23 protein-coding genes are annotated in these 25,814 nt (G+C 48.4%); 4 read left to right on the plus strand and 19 right to left on the minus strand.

The window, feature by feature from the left end:
- Positions 1-40 precede the first annotated feature (40 nt).
- On the plus strand, positions 41-1,309 hold the full coding sequence (locus SD53_RS00380; RefSeq protein ID WP_082101732.1) for a pirin family protein: 1,269 nt from the start codon (positions 41-43) through the stop codon (positions 1,307-1,309).
- A gap of 14 nt (positions 1,310-1,323) precedes the next feature.
- On the opposite strand, the gene SD53_RS00385 is transcribed toward SD53_RS00380, so the two are convergent.
- Positions 1,324-2,262 (minus strand): M28 family peptidase, encoded by a 939-nt coding sequence (locus SD53_RS00385; RefSeq protein ID WP_052749192.1) that lies wholly within the window; start codon positions 2,260-2,262, stop codon positions 1,324-1,326.
- Between the two features lie 18 nt (positions 2,263-2,280).
- The gene (locus tag SD53_RS00390) at positions 2,281-3,447 is read right to left on the minus strand and encodes a tetratricopeptide repeat protein (protein ID WP_052749193.1); all 1,167 of its coding nucleotides are present in this window, start codon (positions 3,445-3,447) and stop codon (positions 2,281-2,283) included.
- Positions 3,448-3,662: 215 nt separating this feature from the next.
- On the opposite strand from SD53_RS00390, the gene SD53_RS00395 reads away from it, so the two are divergent.
- Entirely contained in the window at positions 3,663-4,358 is a 696-nt protein-coding gene (locus SD53_RS00395) for a flagellar brake domain-containing protein (protein WP_046518223.1), read from the plus strand.
- 31 nt (positions 4,359-4,389) lie between these two features.
- Here the strand turns inward: SD53_RS00395 and metH are convergent, their stop codons facing one another.
- From metH to SD53_RS00420, 5 genes are all read right to left on the minus strand, one after another.
- The gene (gene metH / locus SD53_RS00400; RefSeq protein ID WP_046518224.1) at positions 4,390-7,017 is read right to left on the minus strand and encodes a methionine synthase; all 2,628 of its coding nucleotides are present in this window, start codon (positions 7,015-7,017) and stop codon (positions 4,390-4,392) included.
- Entirely contained in the window at positions 7,017-8,081 is a 1,065-nt protein-coding gene (locus SD53_RS18985) for a homocysteine S-methyltransferase family protein (protein ID WP_046518225.1), read from the minus strand. The genes metH and SD53_RS18985 overlap by 1 nt, the downstream gene beginning before the upstream one ends.
- Entirely contained in the window at positions 8,078-9,004 is a 927-nt protein-coding gene (gene metA / locus SD53_RS00410; RefSeq protein WP_046518226.1) for a homoserine O-acetyltransferase MetA, read from the minus strand. The genes SD53_RS18985 and metA overlap by 4 nt, the downstream gene beginning before the upstream one ends.
- 249 nt (positions 9,005-9,253) lie before the next feature.
- Positions 9,254-10,312 (minus strand): recombinase RecA, encoded by a 1,059-nt coding sequence (gene recA / locus SD53_RS00415; protein ID WP_046518227.1) that lies wholly within the window; start codon positions 10,310-10,312, stop codon positions 9,254-9,256.
- 66 nt (positions 10,313-10,378) lie between these two features.
- Positions 10,379-10,870, minus strand: coding sequence for a CinA family protein (locus SD53_RS00420; RefSeq protein WP_046518228.1), 492 nt, complete (start codon positions 10,868-10,870; stop codon positions 10,379-10,381).
- A 32-nt stretch (positions 10,871-10,902) separates the two neighbouring features.
- Here SD53_RS00420 and mutS point away from each other — a divergent pair, with 32 nt between their 5' ends.
- Positions 10,903-13,485 carry a DNA mismatch repair protein MutS gene (gene mutS, locus SD53_RS00425; protein WP_046518229.1) on the plus strand — a complete coding sequence of 861 codons (2,583 nt, stop codon included), beginning with the start codon at positions 10,903-10,905 and terminating at the stop codon, positions 13,483-13,485.
- Positions 13,486-13,527: 42 nt separating this feature from the next.
- On the plus strand, positions 13,528-15,471 hold the full coding sequence (locus SD53_RS00430; protein ID WP_046518230.1) for an alkaline phosphatase D family protein: 1,944 nt from the start codon (positions 13,528-13,530) through the stop codon (positions 15,469-15,471).
- A gap of 52 nt (positions 15,472-15,523) precedes the next feature.
- On the opposite strand, the gene rpoS is transcribed toward SD53_RS00430, so the two are convergent.
- The 12 genes from rpoS to pyrG form a co-directional block, all read right to left on the minus strand.
- Entirely contained in the window at positions 15,524-16,522 is a 999-nt protein-coding gene (gene rpoS / locus SD53_RS00435; protein WP_046518231.1) for an RNA polymerase sigma factor RpoS, read from the minus strand.
- Between the two features lie 96 nt (positions 16,523-16,618).
- Positions 16,619-17,278 carry a peptidoglycan DD-metalloendopeptidase family protein gene (locus SD53_RS00440; protein ID WP_241481724.1) on the minus strand — a complete coding sequence of 220 codons (660 nt, stop codon included), beginning with the start codon at positions 17,276-17,278 and terminating at the stop codon, positions 16,619-16,621.
- Between the two features lie 192 nt (positions 17,279-17,470).
- On the minus strand, positions 17,471-18,049 hold the full coding sequence (locus tag SD53_RS00445; protein WP_046518387.1) for a YqaA family protein: 579 nt from the start codon (positions 18,047-18,049) through the stop codon (positions 17,471-17,473).
- Positions 18,050-18,071: 22 nt separating this feature from the next.
- Entirely contained in the window at positions 18,072-18,710 is a 639-nt protein-coding gene (locus SD53_RS00450; RefSeq protein WP_046518233.1) for a protein-L-isoaspartate(D-aspartate) O-methyltransferase, read from the minus strand.
- 3 nt (positions 18,711-18,713) lie between these two features.
- Positions 18,714-19,466 carry a 5'/3'-nucleotidase SurE gene (gene surE, locus SD53_RS00455; RefSeq protein WP_046518234.1) on the minus strand — a complete coding sequence of 251 codons (753 nt, stop codon included), beginning with the start codon at positions 19,464-19,466 and terminating at the stop codon, positions 18,714-18,716.
- A 27-nt stretch (positions 19,467-19,493) separates the two neighbouring features.
- On the minus strand, positions 19,494-20,546 hold the full coding sequence (gene truD / locus SD53_RS00460; protein WP_046518235.1) for a tRNA pseudouridine(13) synthase TruD: 1,053 nt from the start codon (positions 20,544-20,546) through the stop codon (positions 19,494-19,496).
- On the minus strand, positions 20,546-21,025 hold the full coding sequence (gene ispF / locus SD53_RS00465) for a 2-C-methyl-D-erythritol 2,4-cyclodiphosphate synthase (protein WP_046518388.1): 480 nt from the start codon (positions 21,023-21,025) through the stop codon (positions 20,546-20,548). The genes truD and ispF overlap by 1 nt, the downstream gene beginning before the upstream one ends.
- Positions 21,025-21,714, minus strand: coding sequence for a 2-C-methyl-D-erythritol 4-phosphate cytidylyltransferase (gene ispD, locus SD53_RS00470; RefSeq protein WP_046518236.1), 690 nt, complete (start codon positions 21,712-21,714; stop codon positions 21,025-21,027). Before ispD ends, ispF begins: the two co-directional genes overlap by 1 nt.
- Positions 21,711-21,995 (minus strand): cell division protein FtsB, encoded by a 285-nt coding sequence (gene ftsB / locus SD53_RS00475; RefSeq protein ID WP_046518237.1) that lies wholly within the window; start codon positions 21,993-21,995, stop codon positions 21,711-21,713. The genes ispD and ftsB overlap by 4 nt, the downstream gene beginning before the upstream one ends.
- A 93-nt stretch (positions 21,996-22,088) precedes the next feature.
- Positions 22,089-22,733 (minus strand): hypothetical protein, encoded by a 645-nt coding sequence (locus tag SD53_RS00480; protein WP_046518238.1) that lies wholly within the window; start codon positions 22,731-22,733, stop codon positions 22,089-22,091.
- 84 nt (positions 22,734-22,817) lie between these two features.
- Positions 22,818-24,113, minus strand: a complete 1,296-nt coding sequence (gene eno / locus SD53_RS00485) for a phosphopyruvate hydratase (RefSeq protein ID WP_046518239.1) — start codon at positions 24,111-24,113, stop codon at positions 22,818-22,820.
- Positions 24,114-24,174: 61 nt separating this feature from the next.
- Positions 24,175-25,812 carry a CTP synthase gene (pyrG, locus tag SD53_RS00490; RefSeq protein ID WP_046518240.1) on the minus strand — a complete coding sequence of 546 codons (1,638 nt, stop codon included), beginning with the start codon at positions 25,810-25,812 and terminating at the stop codon, positions 24,175-24,177.
- Between the last annotated feature and the right edge of the window lie 2 nt (positions 25,813-25,814).

Below are 25,814 nucleotides of genomic sequence, written 5' to 3' on the forward strand. Positions count from 1 at the left end.
AAGTTAAGCTGAGTTTAGTTACCTTCAAAAGGATTGAGTTATGACCATCACCGTCAGCCAACATACACCTGGCCAATTACGACAGACTATTCAGATCCACAGCCATCAGATCAATGCAGACTTAACCCAGGCTGCCGGAGGAACAGAGACAGGGCCTGATCCACATGATCTGTTTGATGCAGCAGTGGCGACGTGCAAAGCCATGACGTTACAATTATTTGCCAAACGCAAACATATTCCGTTAGACGAAGTCAAAGTAGAAATCAGCCGGGATGACAGCGCCGAAAGTAAAGGTTTGTACCAGTTGCATGCCAGGTTGGAGTTGATCGGTGATCTAACCACAGAGCAGCGCGAGCAGTTACTGGCGATAGCCGATAAATGCCCTATCCATAAATTGATGACACAAAGCGAAGTTCAGGTTCATACCAGCCTGAAAACCGAAGCAGCACCACCCATCCCGGGCGAGCCTATGATCATTCAGCCACAGGCCCGTGATATTGGTTTTATGATCAAGCGGTTATTACCCGCCAAAGCTCAGCGTCGGGTTGGGCCTTTTATTTTTGTCGATCATATGGGGCCCGCCACTTTTGTCGCAGGCAGTACCGAAGGGGATGTGCGTCAGCATCCGCATATTGGCCTGGCGACTGTCACCTATTTGTTTTCCGGCGCCATGCAACACAGTGATACTTTAGGCACCCGGCAGCGGATTGAGCCTGGTGCGATCAATCTGATGCGTGCAGGTCGTGGCATAGCGCATTCTGAACGTATTCCAGCCGATATCCGGCAAGACCAGGTACAGGTCGAGGGCATGCAAATCTGGCTGCTGTTACCTGAAGATCAGGCCGAATCGGAGCCTTCGTTTCAACATTACCCGGCGGTTCTATTCCCGCCGATGCAGGTACCAGGCTGTGAGATCAGAGTCTTACTGGGTGAATATTTTTCCCAGACCTCTGTGGTGAATTTTCCATCCCGCTGCTGTTATGCCGAACTGAAACTGGATCCGTGCAGCAGTCTGACTTTACCCAAGTCAGAACAGCAACTGGCGATTTATCTGGCCAAAGGCTCGTTGAAACAACCAGAGTTGAATGCAGGACAAATGCTGGTGATGACTGACGATCTGACGGTGCAGGCAGGAGATGACGGTGCGCATTTTATGCTGTTAGGTGGAGATGAAGTACCAGACCCTGTGTTGCTGAACTGGAACTTTGTAGCCCGGACGCCAGAGCGCCTGGCACAAGCCAAAGCGGACTGGAACAGCGGTCACTTCCCCCGTTTAACCGATGATCCTGAGTGGATCCCGGCGCCATAACGCTGCGCTGACTCTCATTGGCTTTTACGCGCCGCCTGATACCAGGCAGGCGGTTGCTGATCAAGCCAAAGTACAATCCGGCTCAGACTGTCAAACATCCGCTGCAGATACTCAGGTTTAATCTTTTGCCAGTCATCTTCTGCAGTATGGTAATGGCTGTGACCATCAACACCAAAAAACAGAAAAGGAATACCAGCCCGCCGAAATGGCGCATGATCACTGGCATTGGCCCAATCCAACCTGTGCTGGCCTCGCAGCCCCTTGCCGCGGTGTCTTAACTTCACTTTCACTGCAAACTGCTGATTTTTCAAATAATCTGATACGCCAGGTAAGGAAAAAGTACCATACAGATACAACTGATTAAAACGCTCACCACGACTGAGCATATCAAGATTGAGATTCAAAGCGACTTGCTCAAGCGGCACTGCAGGTGATGCGACAAATGCTTTCGCGCCGTACAAGCCCGATTCCTCGGCATCAGTGGCGATAAAAAGATAACTGTACGATGGGCAAGGCTGGTTCTTTAACAACTCAGCTAAAGCCAGCATGGTAGCGACCCCTGATGCGTTATCATCAGCACCGTTATAGATTTTTCCAGCCACAATCCCCAGATGATCATAATGGGCTGTCATCACTATGTAGCGATCAGGCCAGCTACAGCCCGCTAACCTGGCAATCAGGTTAATGCCCTGCTGTTGGCTAAACCCTGTACTGTACTGAAACGGGTGGCGAAAATCGACCTGCAGGCTGTCTAATTGGAGGCCGGAAAAACGCTGTTGAATATAGAGTCGGGCCAGCTCGGCTCCTGCTTCTGCCGTTTTTCGTCCAACCATTCGATCATCGGACAACTGCTGAATATCCTGCAGCAATTGCGGCTGAGCCCTGAGGGGAAACCATGTCGGCAGAACCAACAGGCTGAAGCATAAATACACCGCCAACTGCTGTTTCACCACGACAAGACTCCTTTGTGATCAATGCTGTACACTGGCCGTTGTCAGCACTCTGATCTTATCCTGATAGCGTTCTTTATCTTTACGGCTGGGTGCCGATTGTTCAGCCAATTGCAGATAATGAGTCGCTTTATCCCGCATTCCCAAGGACAGATGCGCTTTGGCTAATCCAAACATGGCTTCAGATGATTTTTTGTCCAACACCAGGCCGCGCTTAAAGTGTTGAATAGCTTTATCAGGTAATCCCGCTGCCAAGGATTCATTACCCAGCATAATGTGATAATACGGATTCTGATTTCTCCTGACGGCGACAAAACGACTGAGCTGCTCAGCTTTTTCAGTTTCGCCAATGGCCTCATACAACAAAGCTAAATTTGCTTTCGGATTTAACTGATCCGGAGCGAGCTGCCCTGCCAGAATATAAGCCTGTTCAGCCAGTTTATATTGTTGTTTTTGCCGGTATAACACCGCAAGGTTATTCCAGTTTTCAGCAGCAGTAGGGTCGGCAGCAACAGCCGCTTTTAGATAGGCATAGGACAGATCATACTGACCATGCACCATAGCCTCTGCCGCTTTGTTGTTGTAGAACATCGAGATCACCTGAGTTCTTTTCAATTGCCTGGAAGGAAAATGACTCTTGTTGTTTTCTACATCAAAATCAATGATGTAATTAAACTTATCAAAACTTTGACTCCCATCCATGCCCGCATTTTTACCGCCAACAATTTTGAGATTCACATGACCATTCAGCAAGCTGTAGCCATTATTCTGCGTCCAGTATTCCGGGATCTTAATATCTCTGAACTCGGCGTACAGACCAATTTCCTGCGCCAGACTGTAGGATAAAATGGTCAAAGACAAACAATTCGCTTGCCTTGCAGCCAGAGTCTCAGCCGCGGTTAAGGTGGCATCATTTTGATACAGCAAACTACTGCCTTTTTTTGAAAATAAATAATTCAGCAGCAAATCAGTTTTTACTTGCACCGACGTCACAGGCCGGATCAGGGACTGTAGCTCTGTGATGGTTGGTTCAGGCAGAGCAAAAATCTGTTCCGGGCTCTCGATAGAGCCTGAAATGGGCTGGAATAAATCATCCTTGAACAAAGTTTCCGGGGCCGGGCCCTGAAAACTGTTTTGCTGGCATCCTGCTAACAGTGCAACCAGGCAAAGGTTCAGAACAAGTTTCATAGCCATCATCTGCATTTGTGTTTGATGATTAAACTATAGGGTATTTTTAGTTGCTTTCGTGTGCTGCAGCAAACCTCTCATCCCATTTTTCCGTCCTTCGGTAAATTTAGAAAATCTAGTACCTATAGCAGAAAATATCTTTGCATATTTATCATATTTGCACTATTAATCAAAGCTACTATTTTGTTCAAATAACCAGCAAGAGGTGACTATCGATGGAACAATCGTCACATTCACCCGTCGTCCATGAAAAAATTCGCCATTTACACCCAGGTTCTTTGGTCGATTTGCAATTTTCGCAACCCAGCAGCTTAAGGATCCGGACCTCTTTGGTCGGCTATGAAAAAAATCGCTATCTGGTATTAAAACTGCCACAACAGGTGATTGATGGCGGCTATAAGGATATTTTTGCTGAGGGCAATATGACGGTAGTACGTTGTTTGCTGGAAGGTGAATTAGGCGAATGCATTGCCTTTCGGGCCATGATTAAAACCGTGTCGCATCATCCGGTACATCTGTTATTTCTCGAATACCCTCAGGAAATCGAAAATCGCTCTTTACGGGCCAAACAACGGATCCGGGCCTTTATTCCGGCTTATGTCAGTCCGGTAGAACAAGGGGCTTTGCCCGAGACTTTTTCGCTCTATAACGGCTTTGTGATTGATATTTCGCCTTGTGGCTGTCGTTTTTCAATGAAACTGCACGCACATGCCAGTCAGATCAATAAAGTGGCCGTCATGATGGAGCTGTTGGTGCCAGGCGAAGAAGAGCGAATTCAGTTACCCGGCGAAATAATGAACTGTCATCTGGAACTACAGGAGTTATCTTTGGGCATTAAATTTGATTTACCGGAGCGACAGGTCGCTAAAATGTTGCAACGTTTTATTGTTGACCCGGCTATCGCCAGTTAAATTCAGGGGCAGAGCTCTGGCTCTGCCATCCTTAACCTAAATTCGGTGCTAACCAGCTTTCAGCTTGTTCTGCAGTCCAGCCTTTTTTCGCGGCGTATTCATCTTTTTGATCTGTGCCAATTTTACTGACCGCAAAGTATTTACTATCCGGATGGGCAAAGTACCAACCACTAACCGCAGCGCCTGGCCACATGGCGTAACTTTCCGTGAGCTTTATACCTGTTTGGGCTTCTACATCCAGCAGTTGCCACAAGGTGGCTTTTTCTGTGTGTTCAGGACAGGCCGGATAACCGGGCGCGGGCCTGATGCCCTGATACAACTCACGAATAAGCTGCTCGTTATCCAGCTTTTCATCCGGCGCATAACCCCAGAATTCACGACGCACTTTCATATGCAGGTATTCAGCTAAGGCTTCGGCCAGACGGTCTGCCAAGGCTTTGACCATAATGCTGTTGTAATCATCGTGCTGGGCGGCAAATTTATCCGCCAGTTCATCGGCGCCAAAGCCTGTGCTGACGGCAAAACCGCCTATATAGTCGGCAATGCCCGACCCGACAGGCGCCACGAAGTCGGCTAAGCAACAGTTGGGATTGTCGTTACGTAGCTGCAATTGCTGCCGTAAATTAAATAAACGACAACGCTCCACTGTTCTGCTCTCATCGGTGTAGACAATAATGTCGTCACCGTCACTATTGGCCGGAAAGAAACCAAACACGGCTTTGCCCTGCACTTTGTTCTGCCGGATCATTAAATCCAGAATGGCATTGGCATCTTTGTGCACCCGGCGAGCTTCCATACCCACTTCAGGGTGATTCAAAATGGCCGGAAATTTACCGGATAACTGCCAGGTCAGGAAAAATGGTGTCCAGTCGATGTAATCGCGCAGGACCTGTAGGTCCACATCCTGCCATAAATGCACACCAGGGTGTTTTGGTGCAGCAGCCACTTTGGTTAAATCCAGCCGGAATTTATTGGCTCTGGCTTGCTCCAGCGTCAGTAACTTTTCACCAGGGCGGCTGCGGGCATGCTGATCACGGGCTCTGTCGTATTCGTCATTGACCCGCTGTAAAAAGGCCGGTTTATGTTCTTTGCTAATAAGCGACTGCACCACTGAGACGCTGCGCGACGCATTGGGCACATAGACCACACCATGTGGGTAATTGGGCGCAATTTTGATCGCAGTATGAGCTTTGGACGTGGTAGCGCCGCCTATCAGTAACGGGATATCAAAACCTAAGCGGCTCATTTCTTTCGCCACATGCACCATCTCATCCAAAGAAGGCGTAATAAGGCCAGACAAGCCAATAATATCAACATTCAGCTCTTTGGCTTTTTGCAGCAAAGTCGCACAAGGCACCATCACGCCAAGGTCGATGACTTCATAGTTATTGCACTGCAGCACTACACCGACAATGTTTTTGCCTATGTCGTGCACATCACCTTTGACTGTGGCCATCAGCACTTTGCCCTGCGCCTGAGCGCCAGTGCCGGCTTTTTCCAGTTCGATAAAAGGTTGTAAATAAGCCACAGCTTTTTTCATCACCCGGGCCGATTTCACTACCTGAGGCAGAAACATTTTGCCTTCACCAAATAAGTCACCGACCACGTTCATGCCGTCCATCAGCGGGCCTTCAATTACATGCAAAGGCCGCTCTACCGTTAAACGGGCTTCTTCGGTGTCCTGATCGATAAAGTCGGTGATGCCTTTCACCAAGGCATGTTCAAGACGTTTATTGACTGGCCAGGCGCGCCAGGCTTCATCTTCTTTAACGGCCACAGCACCATCGCCTTTAAATTCGGCGGCAATATCTAGTAAACGCTCGGTGGCATCATCGCGGCGGTTTAAGATCACATCTTCCACCCGCTCGCGCAGTAACTCTGGAATATCGTCATAGACCGCCAACTGACCGGCGTTGACTATGCCCATATCCATACCAGCACCAATGGCGTGGTACAAAAATACCGAGTGCATGGCTTCACGCACCGGGTCGTTACCGCGGAACGAAAAGGAGATATTCGACACACCACCAGAGATCTTGGCATAAGGGCACAAGCGCTTGATTTCACGGGTGGCTTCAATAAAGTCGACCGCATAATTGTTATGCTCTTCGATTCCTGTGGCCACAGCAAAGATATTTGGGTCGAAAATGATATCTTCTGGCGGAAAACCAATTTGATTGACCAGAATGTCATAAGCGCGCTGACAGATTTCGACTTTACGCGCTTTGGTATCGGCCTGACCTTGTTCATCAAAAGCCATCACCACCACGGCCGCGCCATAACGACGCAACAATTTAGCCTGATATAAAAACGGCTCTATGCCTTCTTTCAGCGAAATAGAGTTCACAACAGGTTTGCCCTGAATACATTTTAGCGCCGCTTCGATCACCTCCCATTTCGACGAGTCGACCATAATAGGCACGCGGGAAATATCGGGTTCAGAGGCCAGTAAATTCAGGTAACGCACCATGGCGGCCTTGCTATCGAGCATAGCCTCGTCCATGTTGATGTCGATGATCTGCGCACCATTTTCAACCTGCTGGCGTGCTACATCCAAAGCTTTTTCGTATTCGCCTTCTAAAATCAGCTTTTTAAACCGGGCTGAGCCAGTGACGTTAGTACGTTCACCAACGTTAATAAAACGGGCTTGTTGTCGCATTACCACTCCAGACCAAAGGCTTCCAGGCCAGACAAATAAAACTGGTGTGTTTTCTGTTTCGGCTGACGAGCAGGCTTTCCTGCCACTACAGCGCTGATCGCTTTGATATGCTCAGGCGTGGTACCACAACAGCCACCGACAATATTCAAAAAGCCCTGCTCGGCCCAGTCAGCTATTTCTTTGGCCATCTCTGCTGCACCTAAATCGTATTCACCAAATTCATTCGGTAAGCCGGCGTTTGGATGCACTGAGACATAACATTCTGAAATACCGGATAACGTCTCGACATAAGGCCGCAATAAATCAGGGCCTAAAGCACAGTTCAGGCCAAAACTGACCGGCTCAACATGAGAAAGAGAGTGGTAAAAAGCTTCTGTGGTTTGGCCGGATAAGGTACGACCTGAGGCATCGGTGATAGTGCCGGAGATCATCACAGGTAAACTGTAGCCCAGTTCATCAAACACCTGCAGTACAGCAAAAGCTGCGGCTTTGGCGTTTAGCGTATCAAAAATGGTTTCCAGCATAATAATGTCAGCACCGCCTTCGATCAGTGCATGGGTCGACTCGGCATAAGCGCTGACTAAAGTATCAAAATCGATATTACGATACCCCGGGTCATTCACATCGGGTGAAATAGAGGCGGTTCTATTGGTAGGGCCTAGTACCCCGGCGACAAACCGTGGTTTGTCCGGTGTGCTGTATTCATCACAGGCCCGGCGCGCTAAAGCGGCCGACTCACGATTGATTCGGGCTGATAGATGCGACATATCGTAATCCGCCATAGCGATGGGCGTAGCGTTAAAACTATTGGTTTCGATAATGTCAGCCCCTGCCGCCAGATATTGCCGATGGATATCCAGAATTAATGCGGGTTTGGTCAGCACCAATAAATCGTTATTGCCTTTCAGATCAGTGGGCCAGTCGGCAAACTCAGTGCCACGGTAATCCGCTTCCTGTAATTTATACTGCTGGATCATGGTGCCCATAGCTCCATCGAGCACCAGAATACGCTCTGCCAGCAGAGCACGAAGGACGTCCGGAGTTAACACACGGCTATTGGTCATAACTGCTGCCCTATCTGCTGAATATCAAAAGGTGTGGCTTGGTACACATAATAATTCAGCCAGTTGCTGAACAATAAAAAAGCATGACTTTGCCATAACTTATGGGGACCCTTGGCCGGATCGTTGTGTTTATAGTAGTTCTCAGGGATTTTTGGCTCAAGACCTGCCGCCAGATCACGCTGGTACTCATCATTTAAGGTGGTTAAATCATATTCAGGGTGGCCTGTAACAAAAACCCGGCTACCACTGCTGTTTTGCAGCAAATAAGCTCCTGTCACGTCCGCTTCTGCTAATACGTGCAAATCCGGGTGTTGCTGGTATTTTTGCTTTGGTACCTGGGCATAACGGGAATGCGGTACTAAAAACTCATCGTCAAACCCCCGCACTAATGGGCTTAATGGCTGACAAACCTTTTGCCAGTAGACCCCTGATAATTTTTCACCACGAATTTCGCGCTGCAACCCGTAATAATGATACAAAGCCGCATGAGCAGCCCAGCACAAAAACAAAGTGGAGGTGACATGACGGTCCGCCCAGGTCAGAATTTCTGCCAATTGAGGCCAGTAACTGACATCTTCGTAATTGACTAAACCCAAAGGCGCCCCCGTGATAATCAAACCATCATAGTTTTTCTGCTGTACATCAGAGAAATAGCGGTAAAAACAATCCAGATGATTTTGCGGCGTGTGTTTGCTGACATGGTTATCAAGGCGTATCAGCTCCACATCCACTTGCAACGGGCTATTGGCCAATAAGCGCAATAACTGAATTTCAGTGGCGACTTTGTTTGGCATTAAATTCAGAATGGCGATTTTCAGCGGCCGGATATCCTGTGACAAAGCCCTGCTTTCGGTCATGACAAATACATTCTCCGCAGAAAGAGCTTCCACTGCAGGTAACTGATCAATGACTTTAATAGGCATAGTATCTCCGACAAGGCTGAAAAATGAGGTTACTCTGGCTTAATGCAGTGGAAATGTCAACTTCTAAACGTTTAGACGTCCAAATAAATCGAAGTAACACTATCCAAAAAAACAACCTTGTCAGTCTTGCAACGACATAGCTTTCTGACTGAGGTACAGGATAAAAAGCTGTGCCTTAAAAACAACAAACCCGGCCTGAGCCGGGTTTGTTTTCATCTGAATCTCTGTTATTGCAGTTATTCTTCTACTTTACAGATCCATGTCCATATCTTCCGGCACCATACCAAAATCTTCTGCCGGTGACGGTGCACCTTTGGATGGTTCCAGTAACAACATACGGCGTAACTCAGCTTCAATTTCTTTGGCCACCGCAGGGTTTTCCTGCAGGTACTTCATGGCGTTGGCTTTACCCTGACCAATTTTGTTACCTTTATAGGCATACCAGGCGCCAGCTTTGTCGATCAATTTATGCAGTACACCTAAGTCAATTAACTCACCGTCTTTGCTGATACCAGCGCCGTACATAATAATAAATTCAGCTTGTTTAAAGGGTGGCGCGACTTTGTTTTTCACCACTTTAACGCGGGTTTCATTACCTGTGACTTCGTCACCTTCTTTAACTGAACCGGTACGACGGATATCTAAACGCACTGACGCATAGAATTTTAACGCGTTACCACCTGTGGTGGTTTCAGGCGATCCAAACATCACACCAATTTTCATCCGGATTTGGTTGATGAAAATACATAAGGTATTGGAGCGTTTGATATTACCTGTCAGTTTACGCAGCGCCTGAGACATTAAACGCGCCTGTAAACCTACATGGCTGTCGCCCATATCCCCTTCAATTTCAGCACGTGGTGTTAAGGCTGCCACCGAGTCGACAATCACCACGTCTACTGCAGCAGAGCGCACTAACATGTCACAAATTTCCAGTGCCTGTTCACCTGTATCCGGCTGAGACACTAATAAATCATCGACGTTAACGCCTAATTTTTTGGCGTAAACCGGATCAAGCGCATGTTCCGCATCGATAAAAGCACAGGTTTTCCCCATACGCTGCGCTTCAGCCACCACCTGTAGAGTTAAAGTGGTTTTACCTGAGGATTCAGGACCGTAGATCTCAACAATACGACCACAAGGCAAACCGCCTATGCCGAGCGCTATATCCAAACCTAACGAACCTGTTGGAATAAAGTCGATATCAAGCGCAGTGCTGTCGCCCAAACGCATAATAGAACCTTTACCAAACTGGCGTTCGATTTGACCTAAGGCGGCGGTCAGTGCTTTTTGTTTATTGTCGTCCATTGCTCTCTCCGGTGGATTCTTGGATGCACTCAAAGTGCTGTATGCTCATACAGTAGTCTTTTTGCTTTAGTCTGTCAATAACAAGATGAGCTGCTGCAACACAAAATCGATCGCCTGCTGGCGCACTGTCGCTCTGTCACCATCAAAGAGGCGCTGCGACAATACCTGATGGCCCTGAATTTCAAAGCAAAAATGTACTGTGCCCACAGGTTTAGTGGCAGAGCCACCATCAGGACCGGCAATACCAGACACCGCCACAGCGACATCTGCTGCCGCCGCTTTAGCTGCGCCCACCGCCATTTCCAGTACTGTTTCTTTACTGACAGCGCCGTATTGCAATAAAGTTTCGGCTTTCACTCCCAGCAGTTGCTGTTTGGATTTATTGCTGTAAGTGACAAAGGATCGGTCCAGATAAGCAGAACTTCCCGGCACAGCGGTCAACACGTAAGCGATACCACCGCCAGTGCAGGATTCTGCTGTGGTGATACTGAAGTTTTTCCGCAATAATAGCGCTCCGAGCTCCGCCGCCAATTGATAGGTGGTTACTGGAATTGTCATCTTTGATCCAACGCAGGAAGTAATACGTCATTATGCCGCCAGAACAGAAAGACGGGCAAGCCCTAAGCCCGCATACGCCGATGATGCAACAATACCTTGGCCTGAAAAGTCAGCATCCAGATATTTTGCTGTTTTATCGGATGGGTGACTTTTACGAGCTGTTTTACGATGACGCCAAAAAAGCCGCTGCGCTATTGGATATTTCTCTAACCAAAAGAGGCCAATCGGCTGGCCAGCCTATTCCAATGGCTGGCGTGCCTTATCATTCGATTGAAGGCTACTTAGCCCGTTTAGTGCAGTTAGGCGAATCTGCAGCTATTTGTGAACAAATTGGCGACCCGGCTTTAAGTAAAGGCCCGGTCGAACGCGCCGTAGTGCGAATAGTCACCCCAGGCACAGTCACAGACGAAGCCCTGCTGAATGAACGGCAGGATACGCTGGTGTCAGCGTTGTACCAGCACAAAGGCAGTTATGGGTTTGCCTACTTAGATGTCAGCAGCGGCCGCTTTTTAGTCAATGAAGTTTCGCATATCGATGATTTATTGGCGCTATTACAACGGTTAAACCCGGCAGAAATTTTATATGCCGAAGCGCAGGACTGGCCGGATAGCATCGTCAACCGCAAAGGCGTGCGTCGCCGCCCTGTCTGGGAGTTTGAGCTGAGCAATGCCAAACGTTTATTGACCCAGCAATTTGGCACCCGCGATTTACAAAGTTTTGGGGTGGAACAGGCCCCAGTGGCGCTGATGGCTGCGGGCTGCTTAATGGGGTATGTCAAAGACACCCAACGTGCTCAGTTGCCGCATATCCGTTCTATTGCGCTTGAACGCAATCAGGACTGCATCGTATTAGATGCAGCCACCCGGCGTAACCTGGAACTAACCCAAACTTTAGCAGGTCAGTTTGACCATACCCTTGCAGCCGTTTTGGATCAATGCCAGACCGCTATGGGCAGTCGATTACTCAAGCGCTGGATCCATGCGCCGCTGCGTGATCAGGCCTTAGTAGCCGCACGGCATCAGGCTGTGGCTGAATTGCAGCAGCATCACCAGAGCCTACAGCCGCGGTTTAAACAAGTTGGGGATACAGAACGGGTGATTGCCCGTTTAGCCCTGCGTAGCGCCAGGCCGCGTGATTTCTCCCGTTTACGTGCGGCTTTGCAATTATTGCCTGAACTCGCACCTGCACTTAGTACACTACAAAGTCCTTTATTGGCGCAGCTTGCTGCCAAATGCCAGCCTCTGCCAACGCTTTGTGATTTATTAGAGCGCGCTATAGTCGACTCCCCGCCCATGCTGATCCGGGACGGTGGAGTAATAGCTCAGGGCTACAACGCCGAGCTGGACCAGTGGCGCGAGCTGGCTACAGGTGCCACGGATTATCTGGAGCGACTGGAGCAACGCGAAAAAGAGCGCACTGGCATCGCCTCACTCAAGGTAGGTTTTAACAGAGTGGCTGGGTATTACATTGAAACTGGCCGCAGCGCTGCCGATCAGGTGCCAGCCGACTATATTCGCCGCCAAACCTTAAAAAATAACGAACGTTTTATTATTCCTGAGTTAAAAGAATACGAAGACAAAGTGCTTGGTAGTCAAAGCAAAGCTTTGGCGCTGGAAAAGCAGCTCTACGATGAATTATTTGATTTAACAGCACCTTATCTGGCTGATTTACAGCAACTGTCCGCCGCTTTGGCCGAACTGGATTTACTGACCAACTTTGCAGAACGGGCTGAACAGTTGAATTACCATCAGCCAGAGCTCACGCCAGAGCCTGGCATAGAGATAGAAGCAGGTCGTCATCCTGTGGTAGAACAGGTGATGACAGAACCTTTTATCGCCAACCCGTTAAAACTCTCACCAGAGCGGCGCATGCTGATGATCACAGGCCCGAACATGGGCGGTAAATCAACTTATATGCGTCAGAACGCTTTGATTGTGTTGATGGCTTACATAGGTAGCTTTGTCCCAGCCGACAAGGCTGTATTAGGCCCGGTTGACCGCATTTTCACCCGGGTAGGTGCATCCGATGATCTGGCGTCGGGCCGCTCGACTTTTATGGTGGAAATGACCGAAACCGCCACTATTTTGCATCATGCCACGGCACAGAGTTTAGTGCTGATGGATGAAATAGGCCGTGGCACCAGCACTTATGATGGTTTGTCGTTGGCCTGGGCCTGCGCTGACTATCTGGCGCAGCAACTCAAAGCCATGACCTTATTTGCGACCCACTATTTTGAGCTGACCGAGCTGGCCTCGCAGTTAAAGGGCCTCGCCAATATCCATCTGGATGCGGTAGAACACGATGAACATATTGTGTTTATGCATCAGGTGCAGGACGGTGCTGCCAGCAAAAGTTATGGTTTACAGGTGGCACAGCTTGCCGGTGTGCCGCGGGTGGTGATCCAAAAAGCCAAACAAAAACTGAGCCAATTGGAACAACAGTCCGTTATCAGTGCCAAAGCACCTGCTAACAAAACAGTAGAGCCGCTGCAGCAGCAATTATTTGTCGAAGCCGAACCTCACCCCATACTAGAGCAACTGGCCGCTCTGGATCCGGATCAGTTATCGGCCCGACAGGCGCTGGATTTGTTGTATCAGCTCAAAGAGCGCTTGTAACCATCAGGTTGAAAAAAGGAGTGGGTTATTTCTGAACTAAGTTTGTCTACAGCAGCCAGTCAGCTCCCGCTGGTATGGGCTGGCCCTCTGTTACGCCGCCTGACCCCAAAGCGGCTTTGTCTCTGGTTCGCTACTTCTGAACCTGTTGCATTCAAACTTCAGCTTCAGCCTGAACAAGGTGAAATGCTGAAGTTTGACACCAAAGAGCTACAGCCTTTTGTGCAACACATTCAGCTTGCCGGTCAATTACATCTGGTGTTGCTGGATCTTGAACTGAGCCAGGCACTGCCGACAGAACGCTGGATTAGTTATGATCTGCAGTTAAAAACCAGCAACAGCGATTGGCAAAACTGGCGGCAGTGGGCGGACGATTTAGTCTATCCGGGACGGGATTTACCGGGTTTTATCCTTAAACCCAAGGTGCATTCGGTGTTGCATGGTTCTTGCCGTAAACCCCACTTTGGTGCCAGAGATGGTTTAGTTCGTGCTGACCAGCAGTTAAAGGACACAGCACCAGCGCAATGGCCATCGCTGTTAATGTTAAGTGGCGATCAGGTCTACACAGACGATGTGGCTGCCCCTATGCTGTACGCCATTCATCAGTTAATAGCCAGGCTGGAGTTTGCCGACGAAATTTTACCTTGCGCAACCTTAAGCTCAAGTGACGAGCTGCATAACAACACGCCCTATTATTACCAGCGCGAAAAACTGTTACCGGCCACTGAAGCCAGTTATCAAGTATTAAAACAGCTATTTCAGGGTGCTAAAAAGCCGGTTTTCACCACAGACAATGCGCATAACCATTTGATTTCTTTTGCTGAGATATGTTCGATGTACCTGCTGGTCTGGTCGCCTGCGCCATGGCAGGGGCTGGAGTTGCAAATGCCGGAAGATGTGCTCAATAGTTTTAGCCCTGAGCGCCAGAAGCGCTGCAAAAGCTACAGTCAGAATCTGATGGACTTTAAAGCAGGCTTAGGCCAGGTCAGGCGTCTAATGGCTCATCTGCCGGTCGCTATGATGTTTGATGATCATGATATTACCGACGACTGGAATTTAACCGCAGAGTGGGAACAAACGGCTTACGAACATCCATTTTCCCGCCGTATTATTGGCAATGCACTGATGGGTTATTTGCTGTTTCAGGGTTTTGGTAATGCGCCGGAAAAAGTACAAAAGTTAGTTCCCTTATGCCAGCAGGCGCTGAGCCAACCCGGCACTGAAGCTCATGATGAATGCATTAATAGTCTGCTCAAATTTTCTGACTGGCATTACAGTTGGCCTACCCAACCGCCTTTGTTGGTGCTGGATACCCGCACTCAACGCTGGCGCTCTGAACTATCGCTGGAAAAACCCTCAGGTTTAATGGATTGGGAAGCTATTACTGAATTACAGCAACAACTGCTGGGGCACGATGCGGTATTGCTGGTATCCCCCGCTCCTGTGTTTGGTGTGAAACTGATTGAAACTATTCAGCGGATATTTACCAGTTTTGGTAAACCACTGATGGTGGATGCTGAAAACTGGATGACTCATCCCGGTTCTGCTTATGCACTGTTGAATTTATTCCGCCATCCAAAAACCCCACGCAACTTTGTCATTTTATCCGGTGATGTGCATTACAGTTTTGTTTTTCAGGTAAAGCTCAGGCACAAACAGCAAAGCCCATCCATTTGGCAAGTGACCAGCAGTGGCCTGAAAAATGAGTTTCCACATAAGCTGCTCGCTTTGTTGGATACAGCCAACCGCTGGCTGTACGCCTCCCGCTCACCGTTGAACTGGTTTACCAAAAGACGGCGGATGAAAATCACGCACCACAAACCCATAGGTGAAACCAAAGGCCGCCGTCTGGTCAATGCGGCGGGTATAGGGTTAGTGGAGCTAACGACGGAAGGAGTACCGAGTAAAATTCAGCAATTGTGCTCGGATGGCAATACGGTTAGTTTTGAACTGGAAAAGGAGAGTGATGACATGGACTTGAATTTTTAAAGCATGACTGCAGAGATCAGAGAGTCAGCTTCTGATCACTGCACTACATGGCTTATTCCTGGAATAAGGTTTCGATATTCAGACCCTGATGGGTGACAATTTCACGCAGACGGCGCAGTGCCTCCACCTGAATTTGTCGCACCCGTTCGCGGGTTAACCCAATTTCTTTACCTACATCTTCCAGCGTCGACGGCTCATAGCCTAATAAACCAAAACGTCGGGCCAGAACCTCGCGTTGTTTGGCATTAAGCTCATCCAGCCAAATCACCAGATGCTGACGAATATCGGCATCCTGTAATTCAGTTTCCGGGCCTAATTCTTTTTCATCGGCCAGCACATCCAGCAACTGTTTTTCCGAAGAGCCCGCAACAGGAGTATCTACTGACGTAATTTTTTCATTCAGCTTCAACATCTTACGCACTTCTTCCACAGGCCTGTCCAGCGCTGCTGCAATTTCTTCCGGCGTGGGTTCATGATCCAGCCGCTGCGACAACTCACGGGCTGCACGCAAATAAATGTTCAGTTCTTTCACAACATGAATGGGCAAACGAATAGTGCGGGTCTGATTCATAATGGCCCGTTCTATGGTTTGACGGATCCACCAGGTCGCATAAGTTGAAAAACGAAAACCACGTTCAGGATCAAACTTTTCCACCGCCCGGATCAAGCCTAAGTTGCCTTCTTCAATCAGATCCAGCAAAGCTAAACCACGATTGATATAACGACGAGCAATTTTCACCACTAAACGTAAGTTACTTTCAATCATACGTTTACGGGCAGCTTTGTCGCCTTTGAGCGCAAGGCGGGAGAAATACACTTCTTCTTCGGCAGATAGCAGGGGGGAAAAACCAATTTCACCCAGATAAATCTGAGTGGCGTCCATAGCTCGCTGGCTATCATTGGCAGTGAATACGTCGTCTGGGGTGTTGTCTTCTTCCGCTGCTAAAGCGGCTAAATCAGGTTCAGCGTTGTCGTCATCAGCTAACATCACATCGTCTGTTAAGTCAGCTTCCTTAAATTCAATTACATCATCGTCATCTTTATGGCCCATTTCCTTCTCCCACTTCTACAAGCTTTGGGTATCACCTGAACTGCCTGGTATCCTTACCTCTTCGCCCTTTCGGGGTGATGTTTTTATTATATTTAATTATTTTAGGTATCGCTTTGGATCCACAGACTTACCCCGGAAACGGATTTCAAAATGCAGCCTGACAGAGGTCGCATCGGTATCACCCATTTCAGCTATAGTTTGTCCGCTTACAACAGTATCACGCTCTTTCACCAGAAGTTTTCGGTTATGCGCATAAGCGCTTAAGAAGTCGTCGTTGTGACGGATAATCACCAGATTGCCGTAGCCTCTTAGTGCATTACCTGCATAAACCACTTCACCCGCCGCTGCTGCTTTTATAGGAGTACCAGCTTTCCCTCCTATATCCAACCCTTTGTTACCATGTTCAGCGTTTGAGAAGCCAGCCAATAGTGGTCCACGAACTGGCCACGACCATCTGACTTTAGAACTGGAAACAGAATTTTCTGCTGAAGTTGCATTTTCCTTTACTGTCTGCTTTCGAACATAACCCGTTTGGTTGTTGCGCGCAACAGCTTTGTTAGCAGTTGTTAATTTACTTTGAGTTGCTGACTGATTTCTACCTGCAGCAGCCACCGATTTTGGCGCTTTAACTGATGAATTAGGTTGTTCACCGCGAATCGAAGTGTATTTTTTGTTACTAAAACGTAAAGTTTGGCCTACAAAAATCCGATATGGTGGTGGAATATGATTTAGCTGAGCCAGTTCACGGTAATCCATACCCGCCCTGAATGCGAGCGAATACAAGGTGTCACCGGCCTGAACCACATAACCAGAGACAGTTTCACCTTGTGGATATTTTTTGTAATAGTTTTTGATGTCATTGAGTGTAGTGACGGGTGCTGGCGATTCTCTTGAGCTACAAGCCGTTAAGATCAGAACCAGGCAACAGACACTCCAATACTTCATCAGTTAGCGATACACCAGATACAAGATTCCACCCAGAGCTACTGTGCCCCAGCCCAGCCAGTCGACTATGTCCCGTAGCTTTTGTTGCATTTTTTCACCACCCCAATACATCAGGCCTGCCACCAGAAAGAACCGACTGGCCCGGCCAATGAAAGAAGCAATCACAAAAGGAAAAAATGCCATCTGCATCAGTCCGGCGCCGACAGTAAATAACTTATAAGGAATAGGAGAGAAACCGGCAATAAACACCACCCACACACCATAGGTAGTAAACCAGTGTTCTACTTTGGCAAACGTCTCTTGATGGCCCAGATATTCGACGGTTGGCAACACTAGTGGTTCATACAACCATAACCCGAGCAAGTAGCCACAAATGCCACCCAATACCGAAAACAAGGTCGTAACCCAGGCAAAACGCCAGGCTTTATGCCGTTGTGCTAATGCCATAGGAGCCAGCATCACGTCTGGCGGTATAGGAAAAATAACAGATTCAGTAAAACTTAAACCAGCTAAATACCGTTCGGCATGGCGATGTTTTGCCCACAACAGTGCTTTATCATACATCCATTGAAAAATTTTCAACTTTTTTTCCTTTTTATATCCGTCAGGCCAGCTCACCCGGCACCAGCGGGACAAAACGTACCGCTTCTACATCTTTTTGTTCAAACTCATCGCCGCAGCGGGTAAAGACCCGTAACACTTGTTCCTGAGCCCCCACAGGGATCACCAGACGCCCCCCCTCCGACAACTGTTGTAACAGCGCCTGCGGTACTTCATGAGGTGCCGCCGTGACTATAATGCAGTCAAAAGGTGCTTTACTGGCCCAGCCCAGCCAGCCATCGCCATGTTTCATCGAAACATTGTGTAAATCTAGCTGTTGCAAACGCCGTTTCGCCTGAAACTGCAGCGACTTTATCCGTTCAACACTACAAACCTGTGAAAATAAACGTGCCAGCACAGCGGTCTGATAACCAGAACCTGTGCCAATTTCCAGTACCTTCTGACATTGCTGTGATTGCAGCAGCAATTCAGTCATTTTTGCCACTATGTAAGGCTGTGAAATGGTCTGGCCTTGTCCTATCGGCAAAGCAGTATTTTCATAAGCTTTATGCGCCAGCACAGCTTCGACAAACAAATGCCGCGGCGTCTGCGCGATAGCAGATAATACTCTGCTGTCCTGAATACCATCCTGTTGAAGCTTTTGTGCCAATACAGCGGCACTGCGATGGGTAACTACAGCCATAACTTAACACTCAATTCCATCTAACCAATCGGTTAATAATTCCATGCTGCGATAGGCGGTCATGTCGACATGCAAAGGCGTAATAGACGCATATCCTTGTGCTATCGCATAAAAATCTGTACCAGGACCGGCATCCAGTTCAGGACCTAAAGAGCCATACCAATAAATAGGTCTGCCCCATGGATCCATTGCACTTTGCATAGTTTCAGCCTTGTGGCGGCGGCCTAAACGGGTGACCTGAATGCCGCGCAGTTGCTCTAATGGCACTGCAGGTACATTGATATTCAGAATTTGATCCGCAGGCAATGGCTGGGACTTGAGCTTTTTAATCACCTGCACTGTGACATAAGCAGCAGTAGCAAAATGCTGCTCATCGCGGCCTGCCAAAGACACAGCAATAGCAGGCAACCCCAGATGCCGCCCTTCTGTTGCCGCAGCCACAGTGCCGGAATACAGCACATCGTCGCCTAAATTAGCGCCATGATTAATACCGGCCACCACTAGATCCGGTGCTTTGGCCAACAACTGATTGATTGCCAAATGCACACAGTCTGTTGGCGTACCATTGACTGCAATAAAACCATTATCCAACTGCTGAGTTCGTAACGGATTTAACAAAGTGAGCGAATTACTGGCCCCACTGCAGTTGCGATCGGGTCCTACCGTAGTGACTTCTGCAATAGCAGATAGAGCCTGCTGCAGCACCTGTATCCCCTTGGCGTACACGCCATCGTCGTTACTTAATAAAATTCGCATTGATGATTTGCCCCCGCCGCCGGAACATTAATCCAAAGTGGCGTAATTACGTTGCACATCCTGGTAATCCACCAGCTCCCGTAACACGGCAGTGGCAAAGCAACCAGAATAGAGTTTAAAGCTAATTTTTACATGCTGGCCTTGTACTTCGGCCGCTAAATCTATGGGGATGACGCGGATACTGCGCCGCTCTGCCCTGACATTCAACTCAGCGAGCTTATCCACCCAATGTTGCCAGGGCTTCAGGCTTTGTTGTTCAAAAGCCAAAGCATCGGCTGTCGTTAACGCTTCACCTAAACCCGGCAATCCCGCTGTGGGGTGAATATCAGCCTCAAGCAAACGTTGATTTAAGCGCTCGTCACTCTGCGGCACTTTAAACACGGAACCAGAGCCATCCAACTGCACTACTTCACCCGCCAGAAGCTGGTTAAAAGTCCCGGCTCTAACCCTGGCATCAACCTGTAAATTAAACAAAAAAGATCGGCTGGCCGACAAAGCTAAACCGCGTATTTTCCGATCTTCAATACCACCACCGGAAAACAGTTGCTCGGCTAAAGCTAAATTACCACCCTGGATGCCAAAACGTTGCTCGCCGTAATAATTCGGTACGCCTTGTTTCACTAACGCTAACCGCCCGAGCAACGCTGGAATATCGCTGACATCCCGTAAGGTCAGAATGAATTCGTTGTATTTTATCGAGCCTAACTTTAACCTGCGCTGATGACGAATGCTGTCGAGGATTTTTACTCCCTCAATAGTCCAGTCCTGCCAGTTCAACTGCTGTTTGATAGGCACCGGCAGACAAAACCACTGCCGGGTCACCGCATGGCGATCTTTTAAGCCCGCATAACTAACCTGACGGGCTTTACAGCCTGCCAGTTCGGCCAATAATTTCGCAACATACTGAGTATTCTGACCAATTTTCTCCACCAGCAACAGCATATGCTCACCGGCGCCAGTCGGTGTAAAACTTAGCTCTTCATGCACAATAAAATCATCGGGTTGCACACGTAATAAAGCGCTAGTTTCAGGTTGTCCGTACAGATAACTTAACTGTGGCAGCTCGGCTTTTGGTTGCATCAGGATTTTACCAACAGCACAACGGCTTCAACAGCAATGCCTTCTTTACGGCCAACAAAACCCAGTTTCTCTGTGGTAGTGGCTTTGACATTCACCTGTGACAAACCACACACCAGATCTTCAGCCATACAAGCGCGCATCGCATCGATATGAGGCGCCATTTTTGGTGCCTGCGCCATAATAGTCACGTCCAGATTACCTACTTGATACCCCAGCGCTTTGACATCGGCAAACACCTTGCGCAATAAAATACGGCTGTCGATGCCTTTAAAAGCGGCATCTGTGTCCGGGAAATGATGGCCTATATCACCTAACGCCATAGCACCTAACAAGGCATCGGACACGGCATGCAGCACCACATCACCGTCTGAATGGGCCAGCAAACCCTGTTCGTAAGGAATTTTCACGCCACCTAAAGTAACAGGGCCTTCACCACCAAAAGCGTGCACATCAAAACCATGACCAATACGAAACGGCATCATACAGAATGCTCCAGATAAAAAGCGGCCAAAGCTAAATCTTCGGCCTGAGTAATTTTGATATTGTCCGCATGGCCTTGTACCAAAAGCACTGGCCATCCGGCCCATTCCATCGCGCTGGCTTCGTCAGTAACGGCCACTCCCTGAGCTAAGGCTTGCTGTAACGCCTCTCGAAGCTGCGCGGTCGGAAACAGTTGCGGAGTGTAGGCATGCCATAAATGGCTGCGATCAATGGTCTCTTGAATGATGCCAGAGCCACGTTTCATGGTATCGCGCACTGGCGTAGCTAAAATGCCGCCCTGCTCTGTTGCAATACAGCGCTGAATGAGCAGCTCAATATCACTGACCCGTACCACAGGGCGGGCAGCATCATGCACCAGCACCCAGGGAAAAACTTCAGCCTCAATCTGCAGCAAGGCATTGAGCACTGAATGGGCGCGTTCAGCACCACCGTCCAGCCGTTGGATTTGTGGATCTGTAGCTAAAGGCAATGCAGGAAAATACCTGTCATCCGGACTTAATGCCAAATAAAACTGTTGTAACGCGGGAACTTGTTTTAAGCGATGCAGAGTTTGCTCCAGCACAGTCAGGCCACAAAGTGGCAGATACTGTTTGGGCTTATCCGCCTGCATTCGTTTGCCAACACCAGCGGCCGGGATCACAGTCGCAATAGCAGGAATAGCGGTCATTTTTTGTCCAGCGGGCTAATAATCCGGAAAAATACTTCGTCTTTTTTAATCAAACCCAACTCATTACGGGCACGCTCTTCAATCGCATCCAAACCTATTTGCAGGTCAGTGACGTCGGCTTTAAGTAATTTATTACGTTTGGCCAGCGCTTCATTTTGTTGTTCCAGCTTCGCCAATTCCGTTTTATGCGCCCAATACTCCATCACGCTGTGTTGGCCAAGCCACAAGCGGTGTTGAAGTGCTGCAAGCAGCGTCAGTAGCAATAAAACCAACAGGCGCATATCAAACCAAAAAATGAAGAGATGAAAGTATTATGAAGCTTATCGGCCGGACTGGAAAGCCGAAAATAAAGGCTGATGCAGGAAAAATGTGACTTAAGGCTGAAAAGGCTTAGCAAAGTTCTGCCAATTTAACCGGCTGGCCAGTAATAACTCTCTTAAACTCAGCACACGAGGGCTTTTGCGTTCTCCATTAAGCCACACATGACCACAACAAGCTGCTGTCATCAGGCTTTTTGTCGGTTTAAGCAGGAATTTGTCACTATTTTCATCGGTCAGAGGGGTGCCGTTAAAACTAAACCAGCCATGTTCATTGCAATGCAAACGTTGCCCTGCCCGATCTATTTCATCGACGGAATCCAGCCAGACGGTTTCCTGTGCCTGCTGGTTTTGGTACACGGGGACTATCAAGGCTAACTTGCTGTGTTTGACATAAAACTGTTCAATCTGCTCTATACCTTGCTCTTTAGCCGGACACTGCAGACTTTGCCGTCCTATCCAACTGGCGTTTTGACTATCCAGTTCAAGCGGTGATTGGTGCGACAAAATGCTACTGGCGCAACGGCGGATATAAAAAGGCAAACTGGCAATTTTTTTGGGAAGACCAGCTAAAAACTCAGGGGCGGTTTTGGCATAACGCATCAACTCCCGTTCATACAAAGCATTACAAAGCTCTGTGTAGCTCAGGTCCTGCGCCGGGTCTTGCCACAGCTGATGTTGATCGGCTGAATGTTTTTTCATCCGTTGATGGTAATCAAGGCAACAAAACCAATCAAGGGCTCAGTAGCAACGACACTGGCCCCCGATGGTTTTGTTTAGGCCGACTTACGCCTGGCCTTTGATTTCGACGCGGCCACGGTACGGCGCTTTCGCTCCTAATTCCTGCTCAATACGCAGTAATTGGTTGTACTTAGACACCCGGTCTGAACGACACAAAGAACCGGTTTTGATTTGACCGGCCGCAGTACCTACAGCTAAGTCAGCTATAAAGGCATCTTCAGTTTCGCCTGAACGGTGTGAAATCACTGCGGTAAAACCGGCGTCTTTCGCCATTTTAATAGCAGCTAAAGTTTCAGTTAAACTACCGATTTGGTTGAATTTGATCAGGATAGAGTTACCAATGCCCTGCTCAATACCACGGGTCAGAATTTTGGTGTTGGTCACGAACAAGTCATCACCCACTAACTGCACTTTAGAACCAATTTTATTGGTTAAGTCTTTCCAGCCATCCCAGTCTGACTCATCTAAACCGTCTTCGATTGAAACTATAGGGAAACGGGTGGCTAAACCAGCCAGGAAGTCATTGAATTCATAAGAAGTGAACTCTTTGCCTTCACCAGACAATTTGTACTTACCATCGACATAAAACTCAGAGGCAGCACAGTCTAACGCCAAAGTGATGTCTTTGTTCAGCTCGTAACCAGCAGCGGCCACAGCTTTAGAAATCACGGTTAACGCTTCTTCATTGGACTTCAGATCCGGTGCAAAACCACCTTCATCCCCGACTGCCGTGTTTAAGCCCTGGCTGTGCAGTTCTTTTTTCAACTGATGGAAAATTTCGGCACCCATACGCAAAGCTTCAGCGAAGGTTTTAGCGCCGACTGGCTGCACCATAAATTCCTGAATGTCGACGTTGTTATCGGCATGCTCACCACCGTTGATGATATTCATCATAGGAACAGGCATGGAGTACACACCAGGAGTGCCATTTAAGTCAGCAATATGCTGATACAGGGGGATCTTTTTATCAGCAGCAGCAGCGCGGGCTACCGCTAAAGACACCGCCAGAATCGCATTGGCACCTAATTTGGACTTGGACTCAGTGCCATCCAGATCAATCATGATCTGGTCTATTTCAGCTTGTTTATAGGCGTTTTTACCCAGTAAAGCCGCTTTGATTGGACCATCGATATTGGCAACCGCAGTGCGCACGCCTTTACCTAAATAACGGCTCTTGTCACCATCGCGCAGTTCTAACGCTTCACGGGTACCGGTCGAAGCGCCTGATGGAGCGCAGCCACGGCCCATAGCACCACTGGCCAGAAACACATCGGCTTCGACTGTTGGGTTACCGCGTGAATCCATGATCTCACGGGCGATGATATTGACGATCTCAGACATGTAAATCCCCTTTTATGCTGCATAAACAAAAGCCGGACTGTGAGGCCCGGCTTTAATCAAATTAAACGAGTTGCTGTTTCTGATATTTATAAGCGGCGGCCACAAAGCCCTGGAATAACGGATGCCCGTCACGTGGCGTTGAGTTAAATTCCGGATGGAACTGACCCGCCACAAACCATGGGTGTGTAGGTATTTCAATCATTTCAACCAACTGGTTGTCCGCCGACAAACCAGAGATCTTTAAGCCAGCCTCTTCGAGCTGAGCAACATAATTGTTGTTCACTTCGTATCTGTGGCGATGACGTTCACTGATGATGTCATTGCCATAGATCTCACGGGCTTTGGTATTGGCTTTGAGGTTACAGTTTTGGCTACCCAGACGCATAGTGCCGCCCATATCAGACTTGTCAGTCCGCTGTTCAACTTTACCATCTGCATCCAGCCATTCTGTGATGAGACCCACCACAGGGTAAGGCGTGTTCTTATTAAATTCGGTCGAGTGCGCATCCTTCATACCAGCCACATTGCGGGCATATTCAATCAGCGCCACTTGCATACCTAAACAAATACCTAAGTAAGGCACTTTGTGTTCGCGGGCATAACGGGCTGCCATAATTTTGCCTTCCACACCACGCTCACCAAAACCACCGGGCACCAGAATGGCATCCACACCAGCCAAAATATCAGTGCCTTTGCTTTCAACGTCTTGTGAATCAATGTATTTGATATGCACAGTTAACCGGTTTTTTAAACCGGCATGGTTTAAGGCTTCGTTGACTGACTTGTATGCATCCGGCAATTCAACATATTTACCGACCATACCAATAGTCACTTCACCTGTCGGATTAGACTCCTGGTACAGCACCTGTTCCCACTCAGTCAGGTCGGCCTCTGGGCAGGTGATATGGAAACGACGCACCACTAACTCATCCAGCCCCTGAGATTTTAACAACGCCGGAATTTGGTAAATGCTGGACACGTCTTTTAATGAAATAACTGCACGCTCTTCCACATTGGTGAACAGTGCAATTTTGGCTTTTTCGTTAGACGGAATAGCACGGTCAGAACGACAGACCAGAATATCCGGCTGAATACCAATAGAACGCAGCTCTTTAACAGAATGCTGAGTTGGTTTGGTTTTGATTTCACCAGCCGTACCCAGGTATGGCACTAACGTCAGGTGCATAAACATGGCGCGTTCACGACCAATTTCAGTACCTAACTGACGAATAGCCTCTAAAAATGGTAACGACTCGATATCGCCGACAGTGCCGCCAATCTCCACTATGGCAATGTCATAGCCTTCAGCGCCTGCAATCACACGGCTTTTGATTTCATTGGTGATATGAGGGATCACCTGAATAGTGGCACCTAAATAATCACCACGACGCTCACGACGTAATACGTCCGAATAAATTCGGCCTTGAGTGAAGTTATTACGTTTGGTCATTTTGGTGCGGATGAAGCGCTCATAGTGACCTAAATCGAGGTCGGTTTCTGCGCCGTCTTCTGTGACGTACACTTCACCGTGCTGAATTGGGCTCATGGTGCCCGGATCCAGATTGATATACGGATCCAGTTTAAGGATGGTCACTTTCAGGCCGCGGGCTTCTAAAATAGCCGCTAAGGATGCAGCAGCAATGCCTTTACCTAAGGATGAGACAACCCCACCCGTCACGAAGATGTATCTTGTAGTCATGA

This window comes from Rheinheimera mesophila (assembly GCF_000986865.1).
Lineage (GTDB): Bacteria > Pseudomonadota > Gammaproteobacteria > Enterobacterales > Alteromonadaceae > Pararheinheimera > Pararheinheimera mesophila.

Coding starts and splice junctions, on each gene's coding strand:
- SD53_RS00440 (WP_241481724.1), bottom strand. CDS start 17,278: ATGGATTACCGTGAACTGGCTCAGCTAAATCATATTCCACCACCATAT.
- ispF (WP_046518388.1), bottom strand. CDS start 21,025: ATGCCGTTTCGTATTGGTCATGGTTTTGATGTGCACGCTTTTGGTGGT.
- SD53_RS00395 (WP_046518223.1), top strand. CDS start 3,663: ATGGAACAATCGTCACATTCACCCGTCGTCCATGAAAAAATTCGCCAT.
- mutS (WP_046518229.1), top strand. CDS start 10,903: ATGCCGCCAGAACAGAAAGACGGGCAAGCCCTAAGCCCGCATACGCCG.
- SD53_RS00450 (WP_046518233.1), bottom strand. CDS start 18,710: ATGGCTGTAGTTACCCATCGCAGTGCCGCTGTATTGGCACAAAAGCTT.
- SD53_RS00420 (WP_046518228.1), bottom strand. CDS start 10,870: ATGACAATTCCAGTAACCACCTATCAATTGGCGGCGGAGCTCGGAGCG.
- rpoS (WP_046518231.1), bottom strand. CDS start 16,522: ATGGGCCATAAAGATGACGATGATGTAATTGAATTTAAGGAAGCTGAC.
- ispD (WP_046518236.1), bottom strand. CDS start 21,714: ATGACCGCTATTCCTGCTATTGCGACTGTGATCCCGGCCGCTGGTGTT.
- recA (WP_046518227.1), bottom strand. CDS start 10,312: ATGGACGACAATAAACAAAAAGCACTGACCGCCGCCTTAGGTCAAATC.
- surE (WP_046518234.1), bottom strand. CDS start 19,466: ATGCGAATTTTATTAAGTAACGACGATGGCGTGTACGCCAAGGGGATA.
- metA (WP_046518226.1), bottom strand. CDS start 9,004: ATGCCTATTAAAGTCATTGATCAGTTACCTGCAGTGGAAGCTCTTTCT.
- SD53_RS00390 (WP_052749193.1), bottom strand. CDS start 3,447: ATGAAACTTGTTCTGAACCTTTGCCTGGTTGCACTGTTAGCAGGATGC.
- truD (WP_046518235.1), bottom strand. CDS start 20,546: ATGCAACCAAAAGCCGAGCTGCCACAGTTAAGTTATCTGTACGGACAA.
- SD53_RS00480 (WP_046518238.1), bottom strand. CDS start 22,733: ATGAAAAAACATTCAGCCGATCAACATCAGCTGTGGCAAGACCCGGCG.
- SD53_RS00380 (WP_082101732.1), top strand. CDS start 41: ATGACCATCACCGTCAGCCAACATACACCTGGCCAATTACGACAGACT.
- SD53_RS18985 (WP_046518225.1), bottom strand. CDS start 8,081: ATGACCAATAGCCGTGTGTTAACTCCGGACGTCCTTCGTGCTCTGCTG.
- metH (WP_046518224.1), bottom strand. CDS start 7,017: ATGCGACAACAAGCCCGTTTTATTAACGTTGGTGAACGTACTAACGTC.
- pyrG (WP_046518240.1), bottom strand. CDS start 25,812: ATGACTACAAGATACATCTTCGTGACGGGTGGGGTTGTCTCATCCTTA.
- eno (WP_046518239.1), bottom strand. CDS start 24,113: ATGTCTGAGATCGTCAATATCATCGCCCGTGAGATCATGGATTCACGC.
- ftsB (WP_046518237.1), bottom strand. CDS start 21,995: ATGCGCCTGTTGGTTTTATTGCTACTGACGCTGCTTGCAGCACTTCAA.